Below are 18922 nucleotides of genomic sequence, written 5' to 3' on the forward strand. Positions count from 1 at the left end.
TCATGCGCACCCTGTGTGCGAGCACCCTGATAGGTGAATTCTTCGTGATCGGCTTCGCGGGCCTGGTCGCGATGCAGATGACCGACCTGCCGGCGGCCACGGTCTGGACGGTCAGCGGCATCGGGATGCTGCTGAGCCTCCTGCTGTGCGGGATGCTCGGCCGCCCGGGGGGCGTCCAGCTCGGCTGGGTACTGCAGCTCGCCCTGATCGCCGCCGGTTTCGTGGTCCCGACGATGTTCTTCCTGGGCGCGGTCTTCGCGGCCCTGTGGTGGGCGTCGGTCCACTTCGGACGCAAGATCGATGAGGCGAAGGCCCGTTGGGCCGCGCAGGCCGAGGCGTCGGGCGAGCCGGCCTGAGAGAGGGCGCCGGCGCCGCCCCGGGCCCCGGGGAAGGTGGCCGGGGGCGGGGCCGCCCGGGGCCGGGTCACCCATGTAGCCTCAGTTCACCCGCTGACCATTGTTCATATCCAGGGAGTTCCTCCGTGAGCCAGCGCACCCTCGTCCTCCTCAAGCCCGACGCCGTCCAGCGCGGTCTGATCGGCGAGATTCTCGGCCGTATCGAGAAAAAGGCCGGCTGGACGATCAGCGCGCTGGAGCTGCGCAGCCTGGACCGTGCGCTTCTCGAGCAGCACTACGCCGAGCACGTCGGCAAGCCGTTCTATGAGCCCCTGGTCGCCTTTATGTCCTCCGGACCGGTGGTCTCGATGGTCGTCGAGGGTGAGCGGGTGATCGAAGGCGTGCGGACGCTCGCCGGTCCGACTGACCCGATTGCCGCGCCGGGTGGGTCCATTCGTGGGGACTTCGGAACGATCACCCGAGAGAATCTGATCCATGCGTCGGATTCCGAAGAGTCCGCAGAGCGTGAAATCAAGATTTTCTTCCCCGGCATCTCCTGACGAGTCGTCAGCTGTGCACCCCGCGTGACCAGGGGCGACCGAAGAAATCATCGGTCGCCCTTTGGTGTATACGACACGATCGGGGGAACGCATCATCGCGACACGACGTCACCATTAAGGGGGGCGGGTGCCTGTACGGCTGACAATGGCGGAACAGCCTCCCGACGTGTTCGAGTGGGCGCACTACGAACTACGATGGGGGCTTCCGCGCCGCACAGCGCATCACCTCCTGCCGACCTCCAGTAAGCATTCGCTCCAGTTGGGAAGGCCAGACGTATCCTCATGGGGAACAACATGTCGTTCATCGGCCGTGACATGGCTGTCGACCTCGGGACCGCCAACACGCTGGTGTACGTCAGGGGCCGCGGCATCGTCCTCAACGAGCCGTCGGTCGTGGCCATCAACACCAACACCGGCGGGATTCTCGCGGTAGGTGCTGAGGCGAAGAAGATGATCGGGCGCACGCCCGGCAACATCGTCGCCGTAAGGCCCCTGAAAGACGGCGTGATCGCCGATTTCGAGATCACCGAGCGGATGCTCCGCTACTTCATCCTGAAGATCCACAAGCGGCGCTATCTGGCCCGCCCGCGGGTCGTCGTGTGTGTCCCCTCCGGCATCACCGGAGTGGAGCGCCGCGCGGTCATCGAGGCCTCGACCCAGGCCGGCGCGCGCCAGGTCCACATCATCGAGGAGCCGATGGCCGCCGCGATCGGGTCCGGCCTGCCGGTCCACGAGGCCACCGGCAACATGGTCGTGGACATCGGCGGCGGTACGACCGAGGTCGCGGTCATCTCGCTCGGCGGCATCGTCACCGCGCAGTCCATCCGGGTGGCCGGCGACGAACTCGACAACGCGATCATCCAGCACATCAAGAAGGAGTACAGCCTTCTGCTGGGCGAGCGCACCGCCGAGAGCATCAAGATCACCATCGGTTCGGCGTACGACCTCGAACAGGACGAGCACACCGAGATCCGCGGCCGTGACCTGGTCTCCGGCCTGCCGAAGACCGTCGTCATCTCGGCCGCCGAGGTCCGCAAGGCCATCGAGGAGCCGGTCAACTCCATCGTCGACGCGGTCAAGACGACGCTCGACAAGTGCCCGCCGGAGCTGTCCGGTGACGTCATGGACCGCGGCATCGTGCTCACCGGAGGCGGCGCCCTGCTCCGCGGCCTCGACGAGCGGCTGCGCCGTGAGACCGGTATGCCCATCCACATCGCCGAGGACCCGCTCGACTCCGTCGCGCTCGGTTCCGGCAAGTGCGTCGAGGAGTTCGAGGCGCTCCAGCAGGTCCTCGACTCCCAGCCGCGCAGGTAGCACGGCCCGGGTCCCGCTCCGCGCAGCGGCCGTCGAACGGCGTCCGCGGCGGTCGGGACCCCTGGCGACCGCGGCCGGTCAGCCCGGCGGATCGCTGATATACAGGCACAACATCCCGACAGACACGGTGCACTGACGCTTCACCATCCGGCACCGTCATATCAGGCACAACGCTCAACTCCCGAACGAGACCGGCGGGGCCCGCAGCCGGCCGGTCCTACGAGGAAGGACACGGCCGCCGCACGTGAGGGACACACGAGAGAGCCGGCTGCTGCTGGTGCTGCTGGTCGCGATCGCGTTCGCGCTGATCACGGTCGATATCCGCGGCGGCGAACAGTCCCCGCTCGATGGTGCCCGGCAAGCCGCCGCCTCTGCCTTCGGCCCGGTCGAAAGCGGCGTGGCCCGCGTCGTCAATCCGGTCGGCAACGCCGTCGGTGCCGTGCGGGACTCCGGCCGCCGGCACAACCGGATCAGCACGCTGGAGCACGAGAACGAGGCGCTGAAGGCCAGGCTCGGCTCCTCCGACCGGAACCGCAGCCGTGCCGCCGAGCTCGACAAGATCCTCAAGACCGCGGGCACCGGCCAGTACGGCATCAAGGGCGCCCAGGTCATCGCCATCGGCTCGGCCCAGGGCTTCTCCTGGACCGTCACCATCGACGCCGGCCGCCGGGACGGCATCGCCCGCGATATGACCGTCCTCAACGGCGACGGCCTGGTCGGCCGGGTCACCACCGTCGGCGCCGACACCTCCACCGTCCTGCTGGCCGCCGACCCCGACTTCACCGTCGGCACCCGGATGGAGAAGACCAACGAGATCGGCTTCGCCAACGGACAGGGCGTCCGCTCGCTGCGCGTTCAGCTTCTCAATGGCAAGGCCAACATCAAGCGGGGCGACCGCCTGGTCACCTTCGGCTCCAGCAGGGACAAGCCGTTCGTGCCCGGGGTGCCCGTCGGCAGGGTCATGAAGGTCGAGCCGTCCAACGGCGATCTGACCCGCAACCTCCAGGTCCGGCCCTTCGTCTCGTTCTCCCAGCTCGACATCGTCGGCGTGGTCGTCGCACCGCCCCGCCAGGACCCCCGCGACACCGTCCTGCCGCCTGCGCCCGCGAAGCCCAAGCCGACGCCGACGGTCACCGTCACGGCCACCCCCTCCGCGAGCGCTTCTCCCAGGAGCTGACCGATGCGCATCAACCGGATCCTGCTCTCGGCCCCGCTGGTGGTCGTCGCCCTCGTCATCCAGGTCACCATCCTCGCCAGACTCCAACTTCCCGGTGCGGTACCGGATCTGCTGCTGCTCGTCGTGGTCGGCCTCGCGCTGGTCTACGGCCATGTCGGCGGCGCGCTGATCGGCTTCTTCGCCGGGCTGCTGGCCGATCTCGCCCCGCCGTCCGACCACGCCATCGGCCGCTATGCACTGGTGCTCTGCGTCATCGGCTACGCCGCGGGCCTGACCAAGCCGGACTCGGGCCGGCACCGTTCGGCGACGCTCCCGCTGCTCGTCGTCCTCGGTGCCGCCGTCGGCTCGACGCTGATGTACGCCGGCGTCGGCTCGCTGGTCGGTGACACCGCCGCCCGCCATGTCGGCATCGTCGGACTGCTGCTCAGCGCCACCCTCTACGACCTGCTGCTGGCCCCCTTCACGGTGCCTGTGGTGATGGCGCTGGCGCGGAGAACCGAGGGCGATCTGCTGGCCGGCGACAGTTCCGGCAGCCAGAGCGGCGGGGCCGGCAGCCGCGATGCGGGATACGGCTGGCTCACCACCGGTACGGGGCTCAAGGCCAGCCGCGGCGCCATGAAGTCCCTGCGCACGGGCACGGGCATCGGCAGCCAGCGCGGCAGTCTGCTCGGCAAGTCGGCCCGCGACAAGGCGGGCCGCATCAAGGGGGTCAAGCGACTGTGACGCCCGCTCTCCTTCCGATCACCACCCCTCGTGGAGGCGCTGCGCGCCATGAGTAATCTCCCGGAAACCCGGACCTCCCGGGTCAGCGTCCGGCTCATCGCGATCCAGATCCTGGTCTTCTCCCTGCTGCTCACCCTCGGCGGCCGGCTCTGGTATCTGCAGATCCGCAACGGCCAGGAGTACGCCACCGAGGCGAAGAACAACCACGTCCAGCAGGTCATCGAGCCCGCCACCCGCGGCTCGATCCTCGATGCGCGCGGGGTGCCGCTGGCCGACAACCAGACCCGCCTGGTCGTCTCCGCGAGCCGTACCGAGCTGCTGAAGATGAAGGACGACGGCAAGGCCGTGCTCGGCCGGCTGGCCAAGGTGCTCGGGATGTCCGAGAAGGAGATCCGCAACAAGGTCCGGCTGTGCGACGCCAAGACCCCGCAGCCCTGCTGGAACGGTTCGCCCTACCAGCCGATCCCGATCACCGACGAGGCCACCACCCAGCAGGCCCTCCAGATCCGCGAACGCTCCGAGGCGTTCCCCGGCATCAGCGCCGAACCCACCGCCGTGCGCCGCTACGCCGAGCCCGGCAACGCCAACACCGCCCAGGTGCTCGGTTACCTCTCGCCGGTGACCGACGAGGAGATCAACAAGGCCAAGAACACCCGCTCGCCGTTCCTGCGCTCCGACCAGATCGGCCGGTCCGGTCTGGAGCGTACGTACGACCGCTATCTGCGCGGCAAGGCCGCCGTCACCCGCTATGAGGTCGACAACCTCGGCCGGGTCATCGGCCAGGCCAAGAGCGAGAAGGGCCAGGGCGGCGCGAGCGTCGTCACCAGCATCGACGCCCGCGTGCAGGCCATAGCGGAGAAGCAGCTCGAGCAGGCCATGAAGGACGCCCGCAAGGTGCACGACAAGAACACCGGCACCAACTACAAGGCCGATTCGGGTGCCGTGGTCGTGATGGAGGCCAAGACCGGCCGGGTGGTGGCGATGGCCTCCAACCCCAGCTACGACCCCAACGCCTGGGTCGGCGGCATCTCCGGCAAGGACTACGCCCACCTCACCGGCAAGGACTCCAACTACCCGCTGCTGAACCGCGCCATCCAGGGACAGGCCGCCCCCGGCTCGATCTTCAAGGTCATCTCGACCTCGGCCGCGATCAACGCGGGGTATGACTTCAACGGCCACTACCCCTGCACCAGCTCGTACAGCATCGGCGGCCAGACCTTCAAGAACTTCGAGGGCGAGGGCCACGGCGACATCAGCCTGGGCCGGGCGCTGGAGGTCTCCTGCGACACCGTCTTCTACCGGCTCTCGCACGAGGAGTGGAAGAAGGACGGCGGGGACAAGCCCAAGAAGGACCCCAACGACTGGTTCTACAAGACCGCCCACCAGTTCGGTCTCGGCAAGGAGACCGGCATCGACCTCCCCAACGAGGTCACCGGCCGGGTCCCCGACCGCAAGTGGAAGACCGACTTCTGGAAGGCCAACAAGGCCGGCTGGTGCAAGCAGGCCAAGGCCTGGCCCAAGAAGAAGGACTTCGGTACCAAGCTCGCCCGTGAGGGCTGCCTCGAAGGCATGAAGCTGCACGCCTACGACTCCATCAACTACGCCATCGGGCAGGGCGACACCCTGGTCACACCGATCCAGATGGCGACCATCTACGGCGCGATCGCCAACGGCGGCACGCTCTACAACCCGACCGTCGGCAAGGCCGTCGTCAGCCCCGACGGCAAGAAGGTGCAGCAGATCAAGCCCACGTCGCACGGCAAGCTGCCGGACAGCCCCAAGACGCTCCGGCAGATCGATTCCGCGCTGGCGGGTGTGGCCACCCGCGGTACCGCCGCCTGGCGCTTCCAGGGCTGGCCGCAGGACAAGATTCCGATGCACGCCAAGACCGGTACCGCCGAGGTCTACGGGAAGCAGACCACCTCGTGGTTCGCGACGTACACCAAGGACTACACGATCGTCATGACGATCGCCCAGGGTGGTACCGGCTCCGGCGCCTCCGGTCCGGCCGTACGCAACATCTACAACGCCCTGTACGGAGTCGACGAGAAGGGGGGCATCAACCCGAAGGCCGCCCTGCTGCCGAAGCCCCAGGGCTCGCTCCCCAAGATCGAGGGTGACGGGACCATCGAGGCTCAGCCCATCAAGCCGTATGTCCTGCCGTCGCCGTCGCCGTCCGCATCGGAGAGCCCACAGTGACGACCAGCCCTCCCTCCCGGGCGTTCTCGATCCGGCGCTACACCCCCGAGCTCGGCACCTGGGGCAAGCTGACGGCGCGCGATTCGGTGCTGCGCAAACTGGACTGGACGCTGCTGCTGTCCTGCCTGGTGCTGTCGCTGATGGGGGCGCTGCTGGTCTTCTCCGCCACCCGCAACCGCACCGAGCTCAACCACGGCGACGAGTACTACTACTTCCTGCACCATCTGCTGAATCTCGGTATCGGCCTGACGCTGGCCGCCGGCACGATCTGGCTCGGGCACCGCACCCTCCGCGGCGCGGTCCCGATCCTCTACGCCCTGTCGGTCGTGCTGGCGCTGCTGGTCCTGACGCCGCTGGGCGCCACCATCAACGGTTCGCGTTCCTGGCTGGCGATCCCCGGCGGCTTCTCGCTCCAGCCCGCGGAGTTCGCGAAGATCACCATCACGCTCGGCATGGCGATGATCCTGGCGTCCCGGGTCGACGCGGGGGACCGCCCGCACCCCGGCCACCGCACCGTCGTCACGGCCCTCGGCCTGGCGGCCGTCCCGGTCGCCGTGATCATGCTGATGCCCGACCTCGGCTCGGTCATGGTGCTCGGCGCCGTCATCCTGGGCGTCCTGCTCTCCTCCGGCGCCTCCAACCGCTGGATCCTCGGGCTGGTCGGCACCGGCGTCGTGGGCTGTGTCGCCATCTGGCAGCTCGGTCTGCTGGACGCCTATCAGATCGCCCGCTTCGCCGCGTTCGCCAACCCGAGCCTCGATCCGGCCGGCGTCGGCTACAACACCAACCAGGCCCGGATCGCGATCGGCGGCGGCGGACTGACCGGCTCCGGGCTCTTCCACGGCAGCCAGACCACCGGCCAGTTCGTCCCCGAACAGCAGACGGACTTCATCTTCACCGTCGCCGGTGAGGAGCTCGGCTTTCTGGGCGCGGGCCTGATCATCGTGCTGCTCGGTGTCGTCCTGTGGCGCGCCTGCCGGATCGCGCGCGAGTCCACCGAGCTCTACGGCACCATCGTCGCCGCCGGGATCATCGCGTGGTTCGCCTTCCAGTCCTTCGAGAACATCGGGATGACCCTCGGCATCATGCCCGTCACCGGCCTCCCCCTGCCGTTCGTCTCCTACGGCGGCACCTCCATGTTCGCGGTCTGGATCGCGATCGGGCTGCTCCAGTCGATCCGGGTACAGCGCCCCCTGTCGGCCTCGCGCTGACGCCGGCTCACGGCGTGAGGCACGGCTCTGCCCGAGGCGCACCTCACTGCTCGGGGCGCAGCTCTGCCGGGGCGCACCTCACTGCCCCAGGTGCAGCTCGAACCACAGCGAGGTGGGCCGCGGCAGGTCCTCGGGCGGTGTCGTGCCCCAGTCGTCGGCAAGGCGGCCGGTCAGCAGGAGCCCGTAATCGTCCGGCTGCTCGCCGGGCGCCGGCCGGGGAATCCGGACCGGTGACCGGCCGTGCACGCTGACCCGCAGGCCGTGCCCGGCGGTCAGCATCCGCAGCAGGATGTCCGCCGTCCGCGGTGTGTGCAGATGAGCGCGGGTCACCGCCTCCGAGGTGAGCAGCACGGCGGTGTCGAGGAGCGGGGAGAGCGGGGTGCGGCGCAGTACGGCGTGGACGAAATCGCGGGCGGCCTTCGGGGCGGTGGGTGTGCTGGGTGCGGTGAGAACGTACGGGCGGGCGCCTGCCGGGACGCGGAGGCGTGTCCGGGTGACGGGCGCGGTTGAGGGGTGCACGGGTGTCTCCCTCCCCTGGGGGGCGAGTGAGCGTCGATCGGTGGGCACACATGATTCGCACTCTGCGTACTCGAATCGTCACACAGAGTAACGCAGGTGGTGTGGTCGGCGCTACCCGCTGCCGCAGATTCCCCTGCCGCGGATCGTGCGGCGGGGCGGCTCCCCCTGCCGGGTGGGTGGCCCCGGCCGGGGCGGGTGGCTAGCCTCGATGCATGGCGGACACCGTGCGGGAAATCGAACGGAAGTACGAGGTCGACGGCGGTGTGCGGCTGCCCGACCTGGCCGGCGTCGGCCGGGTCGCCACCGTGGCGCAAGCGGGTGTCGAGCATCTTGACGCCTGCTACTACGACACTCCCGACCAGCGCCTCGCCGCCGACGCCATCACGCTGCGCAGACGCACCGGCGGCAGGGACGCGGGCTGGCACCTGAAGCTGCCGGTCGCACCGGGCATCCGGGACGAAGTGCGGGCGCCGCTGTCCGATACGCCGCCCCCGGAGCTGACCGCGCTCCTCCGGTCACGGGTGCTGGAGGGGGAACTGGCACCCCTCGTCCGGCTGCGGACGCGGCGCACGGTCCGGGTGCTGCGGGATGCCGCGGGCGCACCGCTCGCGGAGCTGGCGGTGGACGAGGTGCACGCACAGCGGGCGGGGAAGTCCGCCAAGGGTGGAGCGGGCACGGCCGGGGTCCGGTGGCGCGAGATCGAGGTGGAGCTGGTCGGAGGCGGCGACAGCGGGTTGCTGGACGAGGTCGGCCGGGCGCTGGTCGCGGCCGGGGCCCGCCCCGCCTCATCGGAGTCGAAGCTGGCGCGGGCGCTCACCGAGACGGGCCTGGCGCGCGAGCGCCCCGCGCGCCCCGGCGCGCGACCGGAAACGTCCCGCCCCGAAGACTCCGGCAAGCGCGGAGGCAAGGCCATGACGGCGAAGAGCAAAACCAAAACCATGACCGGGAAGAACAAGGCCACGGCCGGCAGGAAGAAGGAACCCACCGCCGGAGACGTGGTGCTCCGGTACGTCCGCGAGCAGGTACGGGTGATCATCGAGCTGGACCCGGCGGTACGGCGCGATCTGCCCGACTCCGTACACCGGATGAGAGTCGCCACCCGCCGGCTGCGCAGCGCCTTCCGCTCGTACACGAAGGTGCTCGACCGCGCCGCCACCCGGCCCGTCGGCCTGGAGCTCCAGTGGCTGGCGGCGGAGCTGGGGGTGGACCGGGACCGGGAGGTGCTGACCGCGCGGCTGCAGCAGGCGCTGGCCGAGGTGCCCCGCACGCTGCGGCTCGGCCCGGTGGACGCCCGGCTGCGCATCTGGTCCGAGCGGCGCCGGACGGGCGCGCGCAGGGAAGTGCTCTCCGTATTGGACGGGCCGCGCTATATGGCGCTGCTGACGACCCTGCACGCCCTCCTGGAGGAGCCGCCGCTGCGCCCGGCCGCGGGCCGGCCGGCGTCCGAAGTGGTGGCCGGGGCCGTCCTGAAGGACTACCGGCGGCTGGCCCGCCGGGTGGAAGCCGCGCTGGCGGCCCCGGCCGGGCAGGCGCGGGACGAGGCGCTGCACGGCGCCCGCAAGGCCGCCAAGCGGACGCGGTACGCGGCGGAGGCCGCCCGTCCGGCGCTCGGTCGGCCGGCGAAGAAGTTCGCCGGGCGGATCAAGCGGGTGCAGCAGCTGCTGGGCGATCACCAGGACAGCGTGGTGGCGCGCGGCGCGCTGCGCGAGCTGGCCACCCAGGCACAGCAGGCCGGTGAGGGCGGCTTCACCTTCGGTCTGCTCTACGGGCGGGAGGAGGCCCGTGCGGCGGACCGGGAGCGGGAGCTGCCGCGCCGGTGGAAGAAGGCCGCACGGCGCAAGCACCGGGCCGCGCTCCGGCCGTGAGCGCACGGCGGCGGGCCGCCTCACCGGACGACGGCCGGCCGCCCCGCCACGCGCCCCTCGGGCCGGGCCGCTGCCTGCCTGCTCCGCGGGGTGCCGCGGGCTGCCGGATCGCCGTGCGAGGGGGTGGCTTCGAGCAGTTACGCTTGAGAGTCGCCCCCTGCCAGCTCACAAAGGTTCGAGATGTCTGCCGAGTCGGTCTTCCCGCAGCTCGAGGCCCTGCTCCCGCATGTGCAGAAGCCCATTCAGTACGTCGGCGGTGAGCTGAACTCCACCGTCAAGGACTGGGACTCCTGTGATGTGCGGTGGTCGCTCATGTACCCGGACGCCTACGAGGTCGGTCTGCCCAACCAGGGCGTCATGATCCTCTACGAGGTCCTCAACGAACGCGAGGGCGTGCTGGCCGAGCGCACGTACAGCGTGTGGCCGGACCTCGAAGCGCTGATGCGTGAGCACCACGTCCCGCAGTTCACGGTCGACGCGCACCGCCCCGTCGGCGCCTTCGACGTGCTCGGTGTCTCCTTCTCGACCGAACTGGGCTACACCAACCTCCTCACCGCCCTGGACCTCGCCGGTATCCCGATGGAGTCCAAGGACCGCACGGAGGACCACCCGATCGTCCTGGCGGGCGGCCATGCGGCCTTCAACCCCGAGCCGATCGCGGACTTCCTGGACTGCGCGGTCGTGGGCGACGGCGAGCAGGCGGTGCTGGAGATCACCGAGATCATCCGCGCCTGGAAGGCCGAGGACCGGCCCGGCGGCCGCGACGAGCTGCTGTTCCGCCTGGCGAAGACCGGCAGTGTCTACGTCCCCAAGTTCTACGACGTCGAATACCTGGCCGACGGGCGGATCTCCCGCGTCGTGCCGAACCGCTCCGGCGTCCCGTGGCGGGTGTCCAAGCACACCGTCATGGATCTGGACGAGTGGCCCTACCCCAAGCAGCCGCTCGTCCCCCTGGCCGAGACCGTCCACGAGCGGATGTCGGTCGAGATCTTCCGTGGCTGCACCCGCGGCTGCCGTTTCTGCCAGGCCGGCATGATCACGCGTCCCGTACGGGAGCGAAGCATCACCGGCATCGGTGACATGGTGGACAAGGGCCTGAAGGCCACGGGATTCGAGGAGGTCGGCCTGCTGTCGCTGTCCTCCGCGGACCACACCGAGATCGGCGACATCGCCAAGGGGCTCGCCGACCGGTACGAGGAAGACAAGATCGGTCTGTCGCTGCCCTCGACCCGGGTGGACGCCTTCAACGTCGATCTTGCCAACGAGCTGACGCGCAACGGCCGTCGCTCCGGTCTGACCTTTGCGCCCGAGGGCGGCTCCGAGCGGATGCGCAAGGTCATCAACAAGATGGTCTCCGAAGAGGACCTGATCAGGACCGTCTCCACGGCCTACGGCAACGGCTGGCGGCAGGTGAAGCTGTACTTCATGTGCGGTCTGCCGACCGAGACCGATGAGGACGTGCTCCAGATCGGCGACATGGCGGTCAAGGTCATCGCCGAGGGCCGCAAGGTCTCCGGACAGAACGACATCCGCTGCACGGTCTCCATCGGCGGCTTCGTCCCCAAGCCGCACACCCCCTTCCAGTGGGCGCCGCAGCTCTCGGCGGAGGAGACCGACGCCCGTCTCGAAAAGCTCCGGGACAAGATCCGCGGCGACAAGAAGTACGGCCGCTCCATCGGCTTCCGCTACCACGACGGCAAGCCCGGCATCGTCGAGGGCCTGCTCTCGCGCGGCGACCGCCGCGTCGGCTCGGTCATCCGCGCCGTCTACGAGGGCGGCGGCCGCTTCGACGGCTGGCGCGAGCACTTCTCCTACGACCGCTGGATGAAGGCCGCCGAGGAGACGCTGCCCGACTTCGGCGTGGACGTCGCCTGGTACACCACCCGCGAGCGGGAGTACGAAGAGGTCCTGCCCTGGGACCACCTCGACTCCGGTCTGGACAAGGACTGGCTCTGGGAGGACTGGCAGGACGCGCTCGACGAGACCGAGGTCGAGGACTGCCGCTGGACCCCGTGCTTCGACTGCGGCGTCTGCCCGCAGCTCGACCTCGACATCCAGATCGGCCCCACCGGCAAGAAGCTGCTGCCCCTGACCGTCGTCAAGTAGCGCCTCCCGCACGCCTCTTCGGCCCGGCCCCCGCACCCCGGGGGCCGGGCCGCGGTGTGCCTGCGCACAATGAGGTGATGTCACCGCAGCTCATCGTGCCCACCACCCGTGTCCATGCCTCGTTCCTCGCGGCGATGGACGAGTTCCGCGCCGACGGCACCGAGCAGGTACCGCACTCCAGCCTCGCCCGTGAGCTGCGGACTTGGGCCACCCGCTGGCCGAGTGCGGAGGGGTTCGCCGAGTACGTCGACGCGATCGGCGGCGCACCGGACGAGGAACGCGCCGACGGTGTGGTTCCCAAGACCACCCGGTGGTGGGTGGCGGACGACAGCTACCTGGGACGGGTCACCTTCCGCCACCGCCTCACCGACGAACTCCTCCACTACGGCGGCCACCTCGGCTATGCCGTACGCCCCGGCGCCCGCCGCCGCGGCCACGCCACCGCGATGCTGCGCGCCGCACTGCCCCTCGCCCATCACGAGCTGGGCATCGACCCGGTGCTGGTCACCTGCGACCACACCAATACCGGCTCGCGTAAGGTCATCGAGGCCTGCGGCGGGATCTTCGAGGACCAGCGGCGGGAGAAGCTGCGCTACTGGATCCACGCGGCCGCACCCGCCGCCGGACAGCAGCCGCACCGGCACCCCTGAGGGGCCGCGGGACACGCGGTGCGGGGACGGAAGAACAAGGGGGAGGGGCCGGATGGAGCCCACTGACAACGACCGGCGGGTGCCCGCCCGTTACGAGCCGGGCGAGGGCTGTGTGACCCAAGTGGTCCGTATTCCGGTACGGATCGTGGTGCTGGTGCTCGTGGTGCCGGTGCGTCTGGTGTGGGACGCGCTGACGGCCGCCGGCCGGGCCGTCGACCGGAGCGTGCTGCGCCCCCTCGGCCGGGGCCTCGCCCGGCTGTGGCGCACCCTCGTGGTCGTCCCGGTGGTCTGGGCGTGGCGCACCCTCGTCGTGCTCCCGCTCGGGTGGGCCCGGCGCACGCTGGTCGTCGCCCCGCTGGGGTGGCTGTGGCGCGCCGTCCTCGCCCCGGCCGGCCGGGGGGCCGGCAGGGCGGTGGCGTGGCTGGTGCGGCATCTGCTCGTGCTCCCCGTGCAGTGGCTGTACACCCATGTACTGACCCCGGTGGGGCACGGCCTCGCCTGGCTGCTGCGCGGACTGGGCGCGGCCCTGCGGTGGGTGGGACGCGCGTTGTTCGTGTGGCCGTGGGTGATCCTGTGGCGGTATGTGCTGGCGCCCGTCGGCCGGGGGACCGGTGCGGTCCTGGCATGGCTGGTCCGCCGGCTCGTCATCGTCCCCGCCCAGTGGCTGTACGCCCATGTACTGACACCGGCCGGACGGGGCCTCGCCTGGCTGGTACGCGGCCTCGGCACCGTTCTCGCCACCCTCGTGCGAGGGCTCGTGGTCGTGCCGCTGGTCACCCTGTGGCGGTATGTGCTGGTGCCCGCCGGGCGGCTGCTGGCCGCCGTGGTGACGGTGGTGGTGCGCGAGACCGGAGCGGCGCTCGGGCACTGCTGGCGGGCCGCCGGGATCGTCTCCAGGGCCATCGGCCGGTTCCTCGCCGCGGTGCTGCGGCGGCTGCTCGTCGAACCGCTGAGGTGGGTGTACCGCACCGTGCTCACCCCTCTCGGGCACGGCATCCGGGACGGCATCTGGCGACCGGTCCGGCAGGCCCTGCGCACCGCCCGTGCGACCGTGCGGCAGACCCGCAGGGAGATCCGGCGGGCGCTGTTCGGCGCCCCTGCGGAGTCCCGGCAGACCGTCGCTGCCGAGCCCCGGCGGGAACCGGGAGCCCCCGGCACACGTACTCTAGGTAGCAGTACGACCGCACTCACGAAGGACTGAACGACACTGGGCAAGCGACAGCCCGAAGGCCCGCCGCCCGCACCGGCGGTGCAGCGCATCCGACTGCGCTACACCAAGCGCGGCCGCCTCCGGTTCACCAGCCACCGCGACTTCCAGCGCGCTTTCGAGCGGGCGCTGCGCCGCGCCGAGGTCCCCATGGCCTATTCGGCGGGCTTCACCCCGCACCCCAAGGTGTCGTACGCCAACGCCGCCCCCACCGGTACGGGCAGCGAGGCCGAGTATCTGGAGATCCAGCTCACCGAGCACCGCGATCCGGACACGCTGCGCACCCTGCTCGACGGGTCGCTGCCGGACGGCCTCGATGTGACCGATGCGGTCGAGGCCCGCACCAGCGGTCTGGCCGACCGGCTCCAGGCCTCGGTGTGGGAGCTCCGGCTCGACGGGGTCGAGGCAGAGGAGGCCGGGCGCGCGGTCGAGGCGTTCCTCGCCGCGGACGAGGTGCTGGTCGAGCGGCGGACGAAAAACGGCATCCGGACCTTTGACGCGCGGGCCGCGGTGACGCGTCTGGAGGCCACCGGTCACGCCGGCGATAGGCCCGACGGCAAAGCCTGTGCGATACTGCGGCTGGTTGTTCGGCATCTGACACCTGCCGTTCGACCCGACGACGTCCTGTCCGGCCTCCGAGCTACGGCCGACCTGGCGCCGCCGGTCCCCGCAGCGGTGACCAGGCTGGCGCAGGGGCTGCTCGATGAGGAGACCGGCGCGGTGACCGACCCGCTTGCGCCCGACCGCGACGCTGCCACGGCCGCCCCACCCACGGCCGCCGGGCTGAGTGCCGCGAAGGTGACGAGCGGGGCCTCCCCGGCAGCCGGGGACGGTACTGCGTAGGACCGCCGTCGTCGCGTCGCCGATCAGCCAGGGAGCCACCCCGGTCCGGCAGGCGCACTGACCAGGAGACTTTCGCCGGTCCCTGCCCTACGGGGACCGGCGAGCGAGACGACAGCTCCCGTGCGGCGCCCACGCCCCGGACAGCGGGACCGCGCTCATCACGCGGACCGCAGCCGGAATCAGGCGCGGCGCCCGGGAGCGTGACGGGAGAACCGCCCGCATGCTCGAGCCCATTGAGCCCACCCGCGCCACGCAGTCCCAGGACCGTGGTGCCGACGACAACCACTCACCCAGCGACACGCTGCCGCCGCGCCGCCGGCGCCGTGCGGCCTCCCGGCCGGCCGGTCCTCCGGTGGCCGATGGCGCCGCCGGAGCCGAGGTGGTGAGCACCGAAGCCACCGCCGCTCCCGCGGCCGGTCCGGCCCTCGACGAGGAGGCCGCCGCCTCCGCGGTGACCACCGGGGACGAGGCCAAGCCGGCCCGTTCCCGCCGCCGCGCGACCCGTAAGGTCACCTCCCCTGCCGGAGCCCCGCAGCCGGCCGGTGGCGAGCCGGCCGAGGCCCCCGCCGAACCCGCCGCCGAGACGCCCGCGGCCGCCGAGGTGTCCGCCGAGGCGCCGCAGGCCGAGGACGCCGCACCGCGCCGGGGCCGCCGCAGGGCGACCCGCAAGGTGACCGCCCCGGCCGGTTCCCCGCAGCACGAGGCCGGTCAGGAGCCGGCCGCCCAAGAGCCCGCGCCCGCCGCCCCGGCCGCCGTCGAGGAGCCCGCGCCCGCCGCGCAGCCCGCCCCGGCCGCCGCCGAGGAGGCCGAGGACGCCGCGCCGCGCCGTACCCGCCGCCGGGCGACCCGCAAGGTCACCGCTCCGGCCGGAGCTCCGCAGGCGAGCGACGCCGGCGAGGCGGTCGTGGAGACCGCCGCGCCCGCCGCCGAGGCCGAGACCGCAGCACCGGCCGCCCCGGCCGAGAGCGCCGAGGAGGCCCCGGCCGCCGCCGAGGACGCCAAGCCCGCCCGCTCCCGCCGCCGTGCCACCCGTAAGGCCACCGCCCCCGCGGGTGCGCCGCAGGTCGCCGGACAGGCCGCGGAAGCGGAAGCCGAGCAGGCTCCGGCCGCCCAGGCCGAAACCGCCCAGGCCGAAACCGCCCAGGCCGAGAACGCCGAGGCCGAGACCGCCCGGACCGAGGCCGCCGAGGCCCCCCGCCGCCGCGCACGCCGCCGTGGTGAGCGTGCCGCCGAGCCCGCCGCCGAGGCGCCCCGCGCCGAGGAGGAGCCCGCGCAGGAGGCGCCGCAGCGCGGCCGCCGCCGGGCGCAGCGGCCGCCGACGGCCGTCTTCCAGGCACCGGTCTTCACCGAGCCGATGTTCCAGACGCCGGAGACCGCGGCCGCCGCCGCTGCCGCGGCGCGCCAGGAGGAGACCGTGGCCGAGCAGGTGGAGGAGGAGCAGCCCGCCGCCGGTGCGCGCCGCCGTCGCCGCCGTGGCGCCCCGGCCGAGCCCGAGCAGGTCTCTGCCGCCCCCGCCGAGGAGCCGGCGGCCGAAGAAGCCGAAGCAGCGGCCGAACCGGAGACCGAGCAGGCCGTGAGCGGCCAGGGCGAGGACGAGTCCGACGGCCGCCCCTCGCGCCGCCGCCGCCGTGGTGGCCGTCGCCGCCGTCGCGGTGAGTCCGCCGAGGGCGCCGAGGAGCAGCCCGAGGACCGCGGCGCCGAGGAGCGCGAGAGCGACCGGGCCGAGCCCGAGGAGGCCGACGAGCAGCCCGAGGCGGAGGAGGAAGGCGAGGAGCAGCCGGGCGGCGGCTCCAGCAGCAGCCGCCGTCGCCGTCGCCGCCGCCGTCGTACCGGTGACGCCGGCGAGGACGGGGCCACCGGCACCGACGACCCGGAGCGCACGGTCGTCAAGGTCCGCGAGCCCCGCAAGAAGGACGAGAGCACCAGCGCCGACGAGGTGCAGTCGATCAAGGGATCGACGCGCCTGGAGGCCAAGAAGCAGCGCCGCCGGGAGGGCCGCGAGCAGGGCCGCCGCCGGGTGCCGATCATCACCGAGGCGGAGTTCCTGGCCCGCCGCGAGGCCGTCGAGCGGGTGATGGTCGTCCGCCAGAGCGGCGAGCGCACGCAGATCGGCGTCCTCGAGGACAACGTGCTCGTCGAGCACTTCGTCAACAAGGAGCAGGCGACCTCGTACGTCGGCAATGTCTACCTCGGCAAGGTGCAGAACGTCCTGCCGTCGATGGAGGCCGCCTTCGTCGACATCGGCAAGGGCCGCAACGCCGTGCTGTACGCCGGTGAGGTCAACTTCGAGGCGCTGGGCATGGCCAACGGCCCGCGCCGCATCGAGACCGCGCTGAAGTCCGGCCAGTCCGTGCTGGTGCAGGTCACCAAGGACCCGATCGGCCACAAGGGCGCCCGGCTCACCAGCCAGGTCTCGCTCCCCGGCCGCTACCTGGTCTACGTGCCCGAGGGCTCGATGACCGGTATCAGCCGCAAGCTCCCCGACACCGAGCGGGCGCGGCTGAAGCAGATCCTCAAGAAGATCGTCCCCGAGGACGCGGGCGTCATCGTGCGCACCGCCGCCGAGGGGGCGAGCGAGGACGAGCTGGCGCGCGACGTCCAGCGGCTGCAGGCGCAGTGGGAAGAGATCCAGAAGAAGGCGAAGGCCGCTTCCACCAGCTCCCCCTCGCTCCTCTACGGCGAGCCGGACATGACCGTCCGGGTGGTCCGCGACATCTTCAACGAGGACTTCTCCAAGGTCATCGTCAGCGGTGACGACGCGTGGCAGACCATCCACGGCTATGTCGCGCACGTCGCCCCGGACCTCACCGACCGGCTGCAGAAGTGGACTTCGGACGTCGACGTCTTCGCGACGTACCGCATCGACGAGCAGCTGATGAAGGCGCTGGACCGCAAGGTCTGGCTGCCCAGCGGTGGTTCGCTGGTGATCGACAAGACCGAAGCGATGATCGTGATCGACGTCAACACCGGGAAGTTCACCGGTCAGGGCGGCAATCTCGAGGAGACCGTCACCAGGAACAACCTGGAGGCGGCCGAGGAGATCGTGCGCCAGCTGCGGCTGCGCGACCTCGGCGGCATCGTCGTCATCGACTTCATCGACATGGTGCTGGAGTCCAACCGGGACCTGGTGCTGCGGCGGATGCTGGAGTGCCTGGGCCGGGACCGTACGAAGCACCAGGTCGCCGAGGTCACCTCGCTCGGCCTGGTCCAGATGACCCGTAAGCGGGTCGGCCAGGGCCTGCTGGAGTCCTTCTCCGAGTCGTGTGTGCACTGCAACGGCCGTGGCGTCATCGTCCACATGGACCAGCCGACGGCGGCCGGCGGCGGTGGCAAGCGCAAGAAGAAGGGCAAGGGCACCCAGCCCGAGCTGCATGTTCACGAGGCCGAGGCCGTCGAGCCCGCCCCGGAGGGCGCTGCCCCCGAGCTGGAGCCCGCCCCCGTGACGGAGGCCGAGCTGCAGCCCGCGGTGGAGGGCACCGACGAATGGTTCGGCAGCCCGGCCGAGGCCGAGGCGGCCGCCGGACGCGGCCGTGGCCGCCGCCGGGCGAGCCGGAAGGTGTCCGCTCCGGCGGGTGCCCCCAAGGCCGCCGGGGAGGCCGCCGCGATCGTGGTGCCGGCCGAGCCGGCCCCGGCAGCCGAGCCGGAGCAGGCCCCCGAGCCGGTCGCCGAGGCGCCGGCCGCGGAGCCCGCACCCGCCCGTCCGCGACGTCGGGCGACCCGGAAGGTGTCCGCTCCGGCGGGTGCCCCCAAGGCCGCCGGGGAGGCCGCCGCGATCGTGGTGCCGGCCGAGCCGGCCCCGTCGGCCGGGCCGGTCACCGAGCCGGAGCCGGACGGGGCCGCGGAGCCCGCCGAGGGCACCGGGGCTGAGGAGGCGGAGCCCGCGGCCAAGAAGACCGCGAAGAAGACGGCGGCCAAGAAGGCCACCGCCAAGAAGACCGCGGCGAAGAAGACCACGGCCAAGAAGACGGCGGCGAAGAAGACCACCGCCACCGCCAAGAAGGCCACGACGAAGAAGACCACCGCCAAGAAGGCCACGGCCAAGAAGGCGGCGGCCAAGAAGACCGCTGCCGCCGAGGAGTCGTCGGTGGCGCCGGCGGAGGGCGTGGCGTAAGCCGCGGCGCAGCACGGCCGTGCCCCGGACCGTCAGCGGTCCGGGGCCGGTTTGACCCCCTGGTCAAGGCCCCGTAATCTTGACCGTCGGTGTCTGTGACAC

14 protein-coding genes are annotated in these 18922 nt (G+C 71.6%); 13 read left to right on the top strand and 1 reads right to left on the bottom strand.

Annotated features, from left to right (window positions below; translation table 11 throughout):
• Nucleotides 1-2 precede the first annotated feature (2 nt).
• From OHS81_RS24665 to rodA, 7 genes are all read left to right on the top strand, one after another.
• On the top strand, nucleotides 3-356 hold the full coding sequence (locus tag OHS81_RS24665) for a DUF4233 domain-containing protein (protein WP_328386847.1): 354 nt from the start codon (nucleotides 3-5) through the stop codon (nucleotides 354-356).
• Nucleotides 357-481: 125 nt separating this feature from the next.
• Complete coding sequence (gene ndk, locus OHS81_RS24670; protein ID WP_088797646.1) at nucleotides 482-895, top strand: nucleoside-diphosphate kinase; 414 nt, start codon at nucleotides 482-484, stop codon at nucleotides 893-895.
• Between the two features lie 294 nt (nucleotides 896-1189).
• Nucleotides 1190-2209 carry a rod shape-determining protein gene (locus tag OHS81_RS24675; protein ID WP_003985182.1) on the top strand — a complete coding sequence of 340 codons (1020 nt, stop codon included), beginning with the start codon at nucleotides 1190-1192 and terminating at the stop codon, nucleotides 2207-2209.
• A 244-nt stretch (nucleotides 2210-2453) separates the two neighbouring features.
• Nucleotides 2454-3386, top strand: a complete 933-nt coding sequence (mreC, locus tag OHS81_RS24680) for a rod shape-determining protein MreC (RefSeq protein ID WP_328386848.1) — start codon at nucleotides 2454-2456, stop codon at nucleotides 3384-3386.
• A gap of 3 nt (nucleotides 3387-3389) precedes the next feature.
• Nucleotides 3390-4109, top strand: a complete 720-nt coding sequence (gene mreD, locus OHS81_RS24685) for a rod shape-determining protein MreD (RefSeq protein WP_328386849.1) — start codon at nucleotides 3390-3392, stop codon at nucleotides 4107-4109.
• Nucleotides 4110-4157: 48 nt separating this feature from the next.
• Complete coding sequence (gene mrdA / locus OHS81_RS24690; protein WP_328386850.1) at nucleotides 4158-6308, top strand: penicillin-binding protein 2; 2151 nt, start codon at nucleotides 4158-4160, stop codon at nucleotides 6306-6308.
• Nucleotides 6305-7519: a rod shape-determining protein RodA gene (rodA, locus tag OHS81_RS24695; protein WP_328386851.1), complete on the top strand. Its 1215-nt coding sequence runs from the start codon at nucleotides 6305-6307 to the stop codon at nucleotides 7517-7519. Before mrdA ends, rodA begins: the two co-directional genes overlap by 4 nt.
• Nucleotides 7520-7597: 78 nt before the next feature.
• Here the strand turns inward: rodA and OHS81_RS24700 are convergent, their stop codons facing one another.
• Nucleotides 7598-8038, bottom strand: a complete 441-nt coding sequence (locus OHS81_RS24700; RefSeq protein ID WP_328386852.1) for an ATP-binding protein — start codon at nucleotides 8036-8038, stop codon at nucleotides 7598-7600.
• A 212-nt stretch (nucleotides 8039-8250) separates the two neighbouring features.
• On the opposite strand from OHS81_RS24700, the gene OHS81_RS24705 reads away from it, so the two are divergent.
• From OHS81_RS24705 to OHS81_RS24730, 6 genes are all read left to right on the top strand, one after another.
• Nucleotides 8251-9903: a CYTH and CHAD domain-containing protein gene (locus OHS81_RS24705; RefSeq protein ID WP_328386853.1), complete on the top strand. Its 1653-nt coding sequence runs from the start codon at nucleotides 8251-8253 to the stop codon at nucleotides 9901-9903.
• Between the two features lie 180 nt (nucleotides 9904-10083).
• Nucleotides 10084-12009, top strand: coding sequence for a TIGR03960 family B12-binding radical SAM protein (locus tag OHS81_RS24710; RefSeq protein WP_328386854.1), 1926 nt, complete (start codon nucleotides 10084-10086; stop codon nucleotides 12007-12009).
• A 77-nt stretch (nucleotides 12010-12086) separates the two neighbouring features.
• Nucleotides 12087-12659 (top strand): GNAT family N-acetyltransferase, encoded by a 573-nt coding sequence (locus OHS81_RS24715; protein ID WP_328386855.1) that lies wholly within the window; start codon nucleotides 12087-12089, stop codon nucleotides 12657-12659.
• A gap of 52 nt (nucleotides 12660-12711) precedes the next feature.
• Nucleotides 12712-13860 (top strand): hypothetical protein, encoded by a 1149-nt coding sequence (locus tag OHS81_RS24720; RefSeq protein WP_328386856.1) that lies wholly within the window; start codon nucleotides 12712-12714, stop codon nucleotides 13858-13860.
• Nucleotides 13861-13908: 48 nt separating this feature from the next.
• Nucleotides 13909-14709: a TIGR03936 family radical SAM-associated protein gene (locus OHS81_RS24725; RefSeq protein ID WP_328386857.1), complete on the top strand. Its 801-nt coding sequence runs from the start codon at nucleotides 13909-13911 to the stop codon at nucleotides 14707-14709.
• A 220-nt stretch (nucleotides 14710-14929) separates the two neighbouring features.
• Nucleotides 14930-18820, top strand: a complete 3891-nt coding sequence (locus tag OHS81_RS24730; protein ID WP_328386858.1) for an Rne/Rng family ribonuclease — start codon at nucleotides 14930-14932, stop codon at nucleotides 18818-18820.
• Nucleotides 18821-18922: the final 102 nt, after the last annotated feature.

The organism is Streptomyces sp. NBC_00400 (genome assembly GCF_036048035.1).
Taxonomy (GTDB): Bacteria; Actinomycetota; Actinomycetes; order Streptomycetales; family Streptomycetaceae; genus Streptomyces.

Excerpts from the sequence above, each read along its gene's own strand:
- OHS81_RS24720 (WP_328386856.1), top strand. The coding sequence starts at position 12,712 with ATGGAGCCCACTGACAACGACCGGCGGGTGCCCGCCCGTTACGAGCCG.
- mreD (WP_328386849.1), top strand. The coding sequence starts at position 3,390 with ATGCGCATCAACCGGATCCTGCTCTCGGCCCCGCTGGTGGTCGTCGCC.
- OHS81_RS24705 (WP_328386853.1), top strand. The coding sequence starts at position 8,251 with ATGGCGGACACCGTGCGGGAAATCGAACGGAAGTACGAGGTCGACGGC.
- OHS81_RS24675 (WP_003985182.1), top strand. The coding sequence starts at position 1,190 with ATGTCGTTCATCGGCCGTGACATGGCTGTCGACCTCGGGACCGCCAAC.
- mrdA (WP_328386850.1), top strand. The coding sequence starts at position 4,158 with ATGAGTAATCTCCCGGAAACCCGGACCTCCCGGGTCAGCGTCCGGCTC.
- OHS81_RS24730 (WP_328386858.1), top strand. The coding sequence starts at position 14,930 with ATGCTCGAGCCCATTGAGCCCACCCGCGCCACGCAGTCCCAGGACCGT.
- OHS81_RS24715 (WP_328386855.1), top strand. The coding sequence starts at position 12,087 with ATGTCACCGCAGCTCATCGTGCCCACCACCCGTGTCCATGCCTCGTTC.
- OHS81_RS24710 (WP_328386854.1), top strand. The coding sequence starts at position 10,084 with ATGTCTGCCGAGTCGGTCTTCCCGCAGCTCGAGGCCCTGCTCCCGCAT.
- OHS81_RS24665 (WP_328386847.1), top strand. The coding sequence starts at position 3 with ATGCGCACCCTGTGTGCGAGCACCCTGATAGGTGAATTCTTCGTGATC.